Origin of the sequence: Pilibacter termitis, from assembly GCF_900167335.1 — a bacterium.
Lineage (GTDB): Bacteria > Bacillota > Bacilli > Lactobacillales > Streptococcaceae > Pilibacter > Pilibacter termitis.
This window is the reverse complement of the sequence record NZ_FUXI01000034.1, coordinates 1-9,807: the sequence shown is the minus strand read 5'-3', so window position 1 is coordinate 9,807 and position 9,807 is coordinate 1. Positions and strand designations below refer to the sequence as shown.

At 38.5% G+C, this 9,807-nt stretch carries 11 protein-coding genes, 2 pseudogenes and 1 riboswitch; of the genes and pseudogenes, 6 read left to right on the top strand and 7 right to left on the bottom strand.

Features of this window, described 5'->3' with window-relative positions; all coding sequences use genetic code 11:
* Positions 1-16: 16 nt before the first annotated feature.
* Genes B5D30_RS13840 through B5D30_RS11520 form a run of 6 tightly spaced genes read left to right on the top strand, consistent with a single transcriptional unit; the run spans position 17 to position 3,216 of the window.
* Positions 17-172, top strand: coding sequence for a hypothetical protein (locus tag B5D30_RS13840; RefSeq protein WP_159443316.1), 156 nt, complete (start codon positions 17-19; stop codon positions 170-172).
* Positions 169-528 carry a YccF domain-containing protein gene (locus B5D30_RS11540; protein ID WP_078808226.1) on the top strand — a complete coding sequence of 120 codons (360 nt, stop codon included), beginning with the start codon at positions 169-171 and terminating at the stop codon, positions 526-528. Before B5D30_RS13840 ends, B5D30_RS11540 begins: the two co-directional genes overlap by 4 nt.
* Positions 529-557: 29 nt before the next feature.
* Positions 558-1,151: a Holliday junction branch migration protein RuvA gene (gene ruvA, locus B5D30_RS11535; RefSeq protein ID WP_078808225.1), complete on the top strand. Its 594-nt coding sequence runs from the start codon at positions 558-560 to the stop codon at positions 1,149-1,151.
* Between the two features lie 25 nt (positions 1,152-1,176).
* Complete coding sequence (ruvB, locus tag B5D30_RS11530) at positions 1,177-2,187, top strand: Holliday junction branch migration DNA helicase RuvB (RefSeq protein WP_078808224.1); 1,011 nt, start codon at positions 1,177-1,179, stop codon at positions 2,185-2,187.
* Between the two features lie 15 nt (positions 2,188-2,202).
* Positions 2,203-2,709 (top strand): hypothetical protein, encoded by a 507-nt coding sequence (locus tag B5D30_RS11525; RefSeq protein WP_078808223.1) that lies wholly within the window; start codon positions 2,203-2,205, stop codon positions 2,707-2,709.
* Between the two features lie 21 nt (positions 2,710-2,730).
* A complete protein-coding gene (locus B5D30_RS11520) occupies positions 2,731-3,216 on the top strand; it encodes a low molecular weight protein-tyrosine-phosphatase (RefSeq protein WP_078808222.1) in 486 nt (161 codons plus the stop codon).
* Positions 3,217-3,244: 28 nt separating this feature from the next.
* On the opposite strand, the gene B5D30_RS11515 is transcribed toward B5D30_RS11520, so the two are convergent.
* The 7 genes and pseudogenes from B5D30_RS11515 to B5D30_RS13835 all read right to left on the bottom strand — a co-directional run.
* Positions 3,245-3,814 carry a DNA-3-methyladenine glycosylase I gene (locus B5D30_RS11515; RefSeq protein WP_078808221.1) on the bottom strand — a complete coding sequence of 190 codons (570 nt, stop codon included), beginning with the start codon at positions 3,812-3,814 and terminating at the stop codon, positions 3,245-3,247.
* Between the two features lie 77 nt (positions 3,815-3,891).
* Positions 3,892-4,944 carry a 3D domain-containing protein gene (locus tag B5D30_RS11510; RefSeq protein ID WP_159443315.1) on the bottom strand — a complete coding sequence of 351 codons (1,053 nt, stop codon included), beginning with the start codon at positions 4,942-4,944 and terminating at the stop codon, positions 3,892-3,894.
* A 185-nt stretch (positions 4,945-5,129) separates the two neighbouring features.
* Positions 5,130-5,654 carry a folate family ECF transporter S component gene (locus B5D30_RS11505; RefSeq protein ID WP_159443314.1) on the bottom strand — a complete coding sequence of 175 codons (525 nt, stop codon included), beginning with the start codon at positions 5,652-5,654 and terminating at the stop codon, positions 5,130-5,132.
* A gap of 37 nt (positions 5,655-5,691) precedes the next feature.
* Positions 5,692-5,785: riboswitch (THF riboswitch) on the bottom strand.
* Positions 5,786-5,955: 170 nt separating this feature from the next.
* Entirely contained in the window at positions 5,956-6,501 is a 546-nt protein-coding gene (locus B5D30_RS11500) for a recombinase family protein (RefSeq protein ID WP_078808218.1), read from the bottom strand.
* A gap of 363 nt (positions 6,502-6,864) precedes the next feature.
* A pseudogene (pnp, locus tag B5D30_RS11495) lies at positions 6,865-8,955 on the bottom strand (polyribonucleotide nucleotidyltransferase); the annotation flags it as partial.
* Between the two features lie 365 nt (positions 8,956-9,320).
* Positions 9,321-9,539, bottom strand: coding sequence for a hypothetical protein (locus B5D30_RS11490; RefSeq protein ID WP_078808216.1), 219 nt, complete (start codon positions 9,537-9,539; stop codon positions 9,321-9,323).
* Positions 9,540-9,560: 21 nt separating this feature from the next.
* Positions 9,561-9,807, bottom strand: a pseudogene (locus B5D30_RS13835) (ISLre2-like element ISAot1 family transposase); the annotation flags it as partial.

Sequence of the window (9,807 nt, the reverse complement as noted above, 5' to 3'; positions counted from 1 at the left end):
TTAGGAGGCGGTGGCAGTGAGCCGTGCCGTTCATATACTCGAAACGAAGTTTCGAGCGGCACTGCGAACAGCCACCAGACTCCTGCCCCTCGTAGCTAGACAAAGAAAAGCGAGAGGTACGGACAGGAGTAAGCCTCAGCACTACACCATTAGAAAAAGGAGAATTTCATGAGTTGTATAGGAAATATTATTTGGATGCTCTTTGGAGGGATTGCGAGTTTTCTCTCGTGGACAATCGCAGGAATTGCTTGTTGTATCACAATTATTGGTATTCCTATCGGCAAGCAATGCTTTAAAATCGCCTTATTTTCACTTGCACCATTTGGCAAAGAAATTATTAATCGTGGAAATTCCGTCAGTTTTCTAGCAAACGTGATTTGGGTGCTATTGATTGGCTGGGAATTATGTCTCATTCACCTATGTAGTGCCATTCTTTTAACGCTTACGATTATTGGCATTCCATTTGCTGCACAAAGTTTTAAATTAGCAATGATTTCTTTTGCCCCTTTCGGTGTGGAAATCGTCTGATAGAATAAAAAAACAAAACGAGGAGAACTATGTACGAATATATCAACGGAAAATTAACACTCATCACGCCAAGCTATGTGGTCGTGGAAACATTTGGCATTGGCTATAAACTAAGTGTCGCCAATCCTTATCGCTACTCTAACTTGAAAAATGCAGAGGTAAAAATTTTCTTGTACCAAGTAATACGTGAAGATGCTCACACACTTTACGGTTTCTATGATGAGGCTGAAAAAGAGTTGTTTACTCGACTTATCAGCGTTTCTGGCATTGGACCGAAAAGTGCTTTGGCAATTTTAGCAAGCGAAGATCACTTAGGTTTGGTAAGTGCGATTCAAGCGGCTGATGTAACTTATTTAACAAAATTCCCGGGTGTTGGCAAGAAAACCGCTCAACAGATGATTTTAGATTTACAAGACAAATTAGGCGAATTTGCAGGCGAAGAATTGATGAGTGTCGCTCGTGAACAGAATGAAAACGAAGAATTATCAGAAGCACTAGAGGCACTCAAAGCTCTCGGTTATCCAGAAAAAGACGTCAAGAAAGTCAAAAAAGCACTTGATCAAGAAAAATTAACAACAGATGCTTACTTGAGACAGGCTTTAAAATTATTAACACAGAAATAACACATGAGCGGAAGAGGAGGTAAAAATGGACGACGATAGACTGATTTCCCCAGAAGAAAAAGAAGGTGAGGAGCTTGTGGAAAAATCCTTGCGACCGCAATATCTTTCTCAATATATTGGGCAAAATCAAGTAAAAGAAAAAATGAGCATTTATATTCAAGCTGCCAAAAATCGAAACGAGGCACTTGACCACGTCTTACTCTTTGGTCCTCCGGGGCTTGGGAAAACGACGATGGCATATGTAATTGCCAATGAGTTAGGCGTTGGGCTAAAACAGACAAGTGGCCCTGCAATTGAAAAAACGGGTGATTTAGTTGCCATTTTAAATGAATTAGAGGCTGGAGACGTGTTATTTATCGATGAAATTCACCGTCTTCCTCGTGTAGCAGAGGAATTACTTTATTCAGCTATGGAAGATTTCTACGTGGATATTATGGTGGGAACAGGTCCAAATGCTCATGCAGTGCATTTTCCCCTCCCTCCGTTCACTCTAGTCGGTGCGACCACACGTGCAGGAATGCTCTCTGCTCCTTTGCGTGACCGCTTTGGTATTATTTTGCACATGGAATACTACGAAGTTGCTGATTTGCAAGAAATTGTTCTGCGTAGTAGTGAAATTTTCAATGTGGAAATGCTAGAGGACGGTGCAAATGAAATCGCACGAAGAAGTCGTGGAACCCCACGTATCGCCAATCGTTTGCTCAAGCGTGTGCGTGACTATGCCGAGGTAAAAAGTAATGGCGTGGTCAATAAAACCGTTGCCGACAAAGCACTTATCATGCTAGAAGTAGACAATGCAGGACTAGATAGAATTGACCAAAAGCTATTGAAAACAATGATTGAGCTTTATCAAGGCGGTCCTGTTGGACTCACCACACTTGCGGTCAATATCGCAGAAGATGCTGAAACCGTTGAGGATATGTATGAACCTTACTTGATTCAACAAGGATTTTTGAAACGCACGAAAACAGGACGAGTGGCTACACCAAAGGCTTATGAGCATTTTGGTTATCCTTTTGAAATGGAATTAATCTAAGGAGAAAAAAATTTAATGAAAAAAATAACATTTATATTGGTAGCTACTTTTCTAAGTCTCACACTTGTTGCCTGCACGAAAACCGAACAAAAAAAGACTTCTCAATCAAATACAAATGCCACAAGTACAAGTGAAAAGAAAAAGAAAATAACAGGTCCTTCTTTTAAAACGAGAGAAGAGGCAGAAGAATATTATCATCTCATTTTCTCAGATAAAAATCTTATTGCTGGAAAAGTTGATTTGTATTTCGAGGGCATGGATTGGGAGAACGTTTCTGTTGTAGAGCAAGGGAAAAACAGCATTTCTTTGAAACTCGGAAATGGTGAGGACACTATGAGGTGGACAGGTATCATCAAGTTTATCAACCACGGCGAAGAAAGTGAAATTCAACTTCATAGTAACGATGAACCAAAAGAAGAAAGAGAGAATAATTATCCTTACTCACGTGTCATTATAGATAACACTTCAAATGAAGTTTTGGATAATGCTCGTGTTAACTATTCTTCACTTTTTAAAAAATAAGGAACGGAAAGGAAACATTGCATGAAAAAAATCCTATTTGTCTGCCTTGGCAATATTTGCCGAAGTCCTATGGCAGAGTTTGTCTTTCGTGATTTAGCAGAAAAACATGGTCTGGAAGTAGAAGTTGCAAGTGCTGCAACAAGTAGCTGGGAGCATGGAAATCCTGTTCACAACGGAACGCAACGTGAACTTGCCAAACACGGACTGAAAACAAACGGAAAAACGAGCCGTCAAATCAATCAAGACGATTTTTATTATTATGACTATATTATTGGCATGGATTTGGAAAACGTACGTGATTTACGACAAATTCAGCCAAAAAACTCCTCAGCTATCGTGACAAATTTCCTGAAAAATGTCGAAGAGCATGAAAATGATAGCGTGCCTGACCCGTATTATACAGGCGATTTCGAAGAAACTTATCGCTTAGTGAAAATGGGAAGTTTAGGGTGGATAGAAAAGTTGGAAATGGTTGGCGTTCGTGAAGAAAAAGGCAATCTCAATTAGAGATTGTCCTTTTTAGGTGCGATTCAACTCATTTTTCCAAAAATACCTCCCTATACCGAAAACAATCAACCACATGGTCATTAACTAACCCGATTGCTTGCATGAAAGAATAAACGGTTGTTTTTCCAACGAATTTAAATTGGCGTTTTTTCAAATCATTACAAATCAAAAGAGACAAATCTGTAAAGCTCGGAATCTCTTTTTCGCTTTTCCATTGATTGATAATCGGCTTGCCATTGACAAATTGCCAAATGTATTGGTCAAAACTTCCAAATTCCTCTTGAATTTTTTGAATCGCTTTAGCGTTTTCGATTACTGCCACAATTTTTAATCGATGTCGAATAATTCCTTTATCTTCAAGCAATTCTTCTACTTTTTTTTCATCATAATTTGCCACTTTATCAATATCGAAATTCTCAAATGCTCGCCTGAAATTTTCACGTTTTTTCAAAATCGTTGCCCACGATAACCCTGATTGATTCAGCTCCAAAGAGAGCATTTCAAACAACATTTCATCATGGTGAACTTCTACACCCCAAACTTCATCGTGATATTGTTCGCATTCTTTATTGGTCATTGCCCAGCTACATTTTTTCATATTTTCCTGCTCTCATTTATTTTTCACCTAAAAAACAGAGCATTCAGAAGATGCTCTGTTACGTTTTAGAGGTACCCTTAACTTAAAATTTTAATCGTCACATTGCGACGTCCCCAATTCAACGCTTGTTGAACCGTTGGAAAATGGAGATCAATAATATTGCCAACAATCGCTCCGCCAGTATCTCCTGCTACTGCCACTCCATACCCCGGCACTTCAACAAGTGTACCAAGTGGAATAACAGACGGATCCACTGCAATCACATTCGGATTTTGTCTAAGGTCAATTCCTGTCGCTGTATGCCACGACAACCCTGCCTCTTGACAAGAATATCCTGTTGCCTGTACGTTCATCTCTCTACCATTGCCAGTCGAAACGCTCGGCTGATTAGTTGCTGGAGCATTCGATTCAGTGCCACTATCGCTTGCAATGCTCTCCTGTTTTTGCGAAATAGCCAACTCACGCTCTTGACGTGCATTTGCCTCTGCAATTTTCGTTTCTTCTGTCTTTTGAGCCTGTGCCAAAGTCTGCATAACTTGCTGTTTCTTCGCTACTTCCGCTTTCAAAGAGGCAACTTGTTGCTCCATTTCACTTGCTTCTTTCTTCATTTGTTCCGTATTCTCTGCAAGTTCTTTCGCCGTTTTTGCTACTTTCTCTTTTAGCGTAACCAATTTTTCTTTCGCCTCTGCAAGACTTGTAATTTTCTCCGACTGTGCATTGCGAATTGTATTCATCGCAATCGAACGATTGATAACGTCTGAAAGATTTTCAGAGCTTAGTAGAATCTCGAGAAATGTATTTTGCTGATTGTTGAGCTGAAGTTGTTTCATTTGCTCTGCAACAGCCTCTTTTCTTACTGCAATAGACTTTTCCGTTTTGGTAATGTCTGTATTGTATTTTTGAAGATTTTCCTTCGCCTTATCCAATTCGGTTTGTAATTCCGTTATTTGACGGTATTTTTCATTTGTTTTGGTAAGAGCATCGTTCAAGTTTTCGTTTAGTTCTTCTGTCTCACGTGACACGTTTGCCTGATTTTGCTTAATTTCCTCAAGCGTTGTTGCTTTTACTGCAACAAGTGGCAACGCAAATGACACCACAAGAAGAAGTGATAAGAATGTTGTTCTTTTCAAAAGATTTTCCTCACTTTTATTGAGCATATTCATCTCTCTTATTATATAGAAAAATTTCCAGATATTTATAACAGTTCTGTTACAACTCCTTACAATTCATGGAAAGCAATGAGGTTTTGTTACATTCTAATACTGTTTCATCTTATTTCTGTAAAAAAAAGCACTCGGGATGAGAGTGCTTTGAGTTATTTCATCATTTGAAATTTCTTAAATTCAGAAAGACCTGTCAATCTTGTCAAAATGAAATGAGAAATCATGATTTGTATCGGAATCATAATCAATGCTTTTCCAAATCGAACAGGCATTAAAGACCAAAACGGCACATCATACATGATAGAAAGCCAAATCGGTGTTAAAAAAAGCGAATCTGTCAACGTAATCACAATTGTTGCAAATGTTACACGTTGCCATGTAATTTCTTTTTTGTAGTAAAAAAGTCCATACATTACGCCAACAACAATAGCTGAAAGTGAAAAACCGATAAAAAATGGTCCTGCTGGGAAAATATTTGCCCGCACAACATCAGCTACAAACATTGACGCACCAGCTCCAATCGGGCCAAACAGCACGCCGATTATGCTATGCGTAACAAAACTAAACGACACACGCAAAAATTGCGTAGAAATCGCAAGCGGTCCAGTCAGCACAATATCCAGTGCGATTAAAACCGCCATCAAGGAAATATTCCTCGGGGTGAAAATTTTCTTCATGTAAAGCACTCTCCTTTTGGTTCGAGCAGCTACATTCATCAGCGAATGCGAAGGGCTACCGCAGCTTACGCTTTCGTTCGCAGGCAACATCCCATCCTTGCGACACTTAACGCAGCACCTTCTACTCTGTTTTTTTTGCTATCCATTCTCTTTCGATACATAAAAGGATAGATAACGTACATAATATAACATTTTTCTCTCTCAAAAACTAGAGAATTGTTTAAATTTACAAATGATTGTTCGTAATTGTTCGTATAGCAAAAAAAGATAGGCTGGTTCTCCCCAACCTATCTATTCGCTCTTACATTAAGCTAGATTCTTTTAAATATTTGTAGACACTACCAAGCGAAACATTTGTTTGTTTTGCAATTTCAAATGGACGCAATTTGTCGTTCACATATAAGAATTGAATGCGACGGACAAGTTTTTCGTCTAATTTTGGACGACCGCCAAAATTCCCCTCACGTTTTGCACGTGCTAGACCTTTTTGTGTACGTTCTTTCATAACCGCAACGTCCATTTGACCAAGTTGGCTCAAACGTTCCAAAAAGTTTGCATCTTTGTCCGCTCTTGTATCAATGCCGTCTTCGATTGCCACAAAATGCATTCCCTTATCCATCATAATAGCAGCTAAATGCCCAAATTGTCTTGCTACCACATTCAAGCAAGAAAGTCGTCCAACAACAATCGTTGTGCCGTCCTCAAGCTGTTTTAGCTTCTCATCAAGTGCAATCTCCGCATTAATTTCACGAATGTCCGTACAACCAAAGTCAGATAACTCTGTTGTTTGACCATTTCTGTCTGCATGGATTGGGCAATCTGTTCGATAAATTCCAATCATATTCATCCCTAGGATACCTCCGTTAATATTTTTTTGAAAGTGTTCAATTTATAACTATTAATCGCTCGTCTAAAATGTTATTAAACGAGGAATTTTCAGCTAAAACTTGCATACACCTTTCTCTTCCTAATCATCTATTAGATCTCCACCTTATACTGATTTTACTCTAAAATTATAGTTTAAAGTTAAATCAATACCAAAAACTAATAGACACTTAAAATTTACCACGATTTTAGAAAAATTTCCACCCCTATAAAAAAGAAAAATGCTCGCAAATGTGAGCATCTTTCGTTTATTTTATCATTTATGTCTTATTCTCCACAGAGCATCCAGACAAACCATGCTCCAGCATGGATTTCATTAATTGTCAAGCAACGCTTTTCTTGAAAGATTTACACGTCCTTGCTTGTCAATTTCTGTTACTTTCACTAAAATTTCATCTCCAAGTTTGATTACATCTTCTACATTGTTGACACGCTCTTTGGCAAGTTGTGAAATATGCACCAATCCGTCTTTATTTGGTAAAATATTAACAAATGCTCCAAATTTTTCAATGCGGACAACTTTTCCAAGATAAGTTTGACCAACTTCAGCCTCTGCAACAATTCCTTCGATAATTTTCTTCGCTTGTTCAATTTTATCTGTATCCATAGAGAAAATTGAAACCAAACCTTCTTCAGAAATGTCGATTTTAACACCTGTTTCATCAATGATTTTATTGATGACTTCGCCACCTTTACCGATAACATCCTTGATTTTTTCCACTTTAATTTGAATAGAATCAATCTTAGGTGCCCATTCTGAAAGATTTTCACGTGGTGCGGCAATAGCATTTGTAATGACATCTAAAATTTCAAAACGTGCTTTTTTCGCTTGCATCAATGCTTCACGTAAAATTTGCTCGTTGATTCCTTTGATTTTAATATCCATTTGAAGTGCTGTAATACCTTCTGCAGTACCTGCCACTTTAAAGTCCATATCGCCAAAGTGATCTTCAAGTCCTTGAATATCTGTCAAAATAGTATAATTTTCTCCGTCTGAAACAAGTCCCATTGCGATTCCTGCAACAGGTGCCTTAATTGGCACACCGCCTGACATAAGTGCAAGTGTTCCTGCTGACAAACTCGCTTGCGAAGAAGAACCGTTTGACTCCAATACTTCTGCAACCAAACGAATTGCATACGGAAATTCTTCAATACTTGGCAATACTTGCTCCAAAGCACGCTCACCTAATGCTCCATGACCAACTTCACGACGACCCGGTGCTCCATAGCGACCTGTTTCCCCTACTGAATATTGAGGGAAATTGTAGTGATGCAAGAAACGCTTGTCATATTTTTCGTCCAAGCCATCAATCATCTGCCCCTCAGAAAGTGGTGCAAGTGTTAAAACAGAAAGAGCTTGCGTTTGCCCACGAGTGAACAAGCCAGAACCATGCACACGTGGAAGGTAATCAATCTCTGCATCAAGCGAACGAATTTCATCTACTTTACGACCGTCAGGACGCACTTTATCAATGGTAATCAAACGACGTACTTCCGCATGCTCCATTTGCTCTAAAATCTCATTGACTTCACGCATTTTACGCTCGAAGTTTTCATCTTCTGCAAATAATTCTTCATAATATGCAACAGCTTCATCACGAACTTCTGTTGTTGCAGCCTCACGTGCTTGTTTTTCTTCGATTTGCACAGCTTTCGCCAGAGCAGCATAATATTTTTCATTGACTGCTTTTGAAAGTTCCTCGTCCACAATCAATAATTCAACTTCTGCTTTTTCTTTCCCAACTTGTGCAACGATTTCCTCTTGGAATGTAACCAATTCTTGAATTGCCTTATGCCCAAACATCAAAGCTCCAAGCATTGTTTCCTCGTCAAGCTGTTTTGCTCCACTTTCCACCATGTTAATTGCTTCTTTTGTTCCTGCAACGGATAAATCAAGCGTAGATTTCGCTTTTTGTGCAGGAGTTGGCATTAATACATATTCTCCGTCCACATATCCAACTTCTACCCCAGCAATCGCTGCATCAAAAGGAATGTCAGAAACTGCAAGTGCTAAAGATGAGGCAAACATTGCTGCCATTGCAGGAGAATTGTCCTCTTCATAAGAAAGCACTGTATTAATTACTTGTACTTCATTGCGGAATCCTTCGGCAAACATTGGACGAATTGGACGGTCAATGAGACGTGCAATCAATGTTTCTTGTGTAGAAGGACGGCTTTCTCGTTTCAAAAATCCACCCGGAATTTTCCCTGCTGCGTACATTTTTTCCGTATAATTTACCATTAATGGAAAGAATCCTGCATCAATTGCTTTTTTGCTCATTGTTGCTGCACTCAACACTGTTGTGTCACCAAAACGCACGACCACTGCACCATTTGCTTGCTTGGCAACTTGACCAATCTCAACTTTCAAAGGGCGACCTGCAAGCGTTGTTTCAAAAACTTGTTTTTTACTCATTATTTTACCTCTTTTTGTATATTATTTTTATGTTCCAACTGAACTAGACAAACCACAAAAGAGAAAAAATTTTCTCTGCTCTAGTTTGCATAGTTGTTGGACATATCCTCTTTAGTTTACCTTATTTTTAAGAATAATGCGATAGTAAATCTCTTAAAGTATGCGTTTCAGTATTGTAGGTTTTCCAATCAATTCATTAAATAACATCTAACAACTACACAAAATCATCTTTTTACATTTTCGATTCTTGTTATTTTATGATGAAACCATTCGTTTTTATTGATATATCAGCTTTTCCTATACGTCTATTATACCTTAAAAGTTCTACTTTTGTAAACAGTTTTTTTGATAAAAAACATTCATGCTCACAATGCAGATTTTAGCTTGCCGAGTGCCGTTTGGCTTGATCCAAAATTTGGTATCTTAGCTTGCGGAATTTGATGTTCCTCGTGTGGATAGACTTTCCATGCGTCCGTTTCAAATTCCTTCTCTTTTTTCTTCTTCAATTTTTTATAAGTACGGAAGTTGAATCGGAATAGATTTCGTAACGTTCCATTTCTCAAACGGTCAATCACATGAACCATTGCACTTGCACCTTTTAATAGTCAAGTTCGTCCTTGATGTTTCATTCTGTAACTATATGGACGGTGCAAACTTTCACACGATCCATATCCGCATTGTTTATCCGTTAACCCTCGAAGAAGAGCTGGTTTCATGTATGCCCAATTGCGTTCCAAATAAGCACGCAATAGATCGATTTCTTCTCGTTGTGCTTCAATCAAATTTTCTGATTTTGCAGATTTCAATTCAATATCGACTTTTTCCCAGTCATAATCTATACACGCTTTGTAA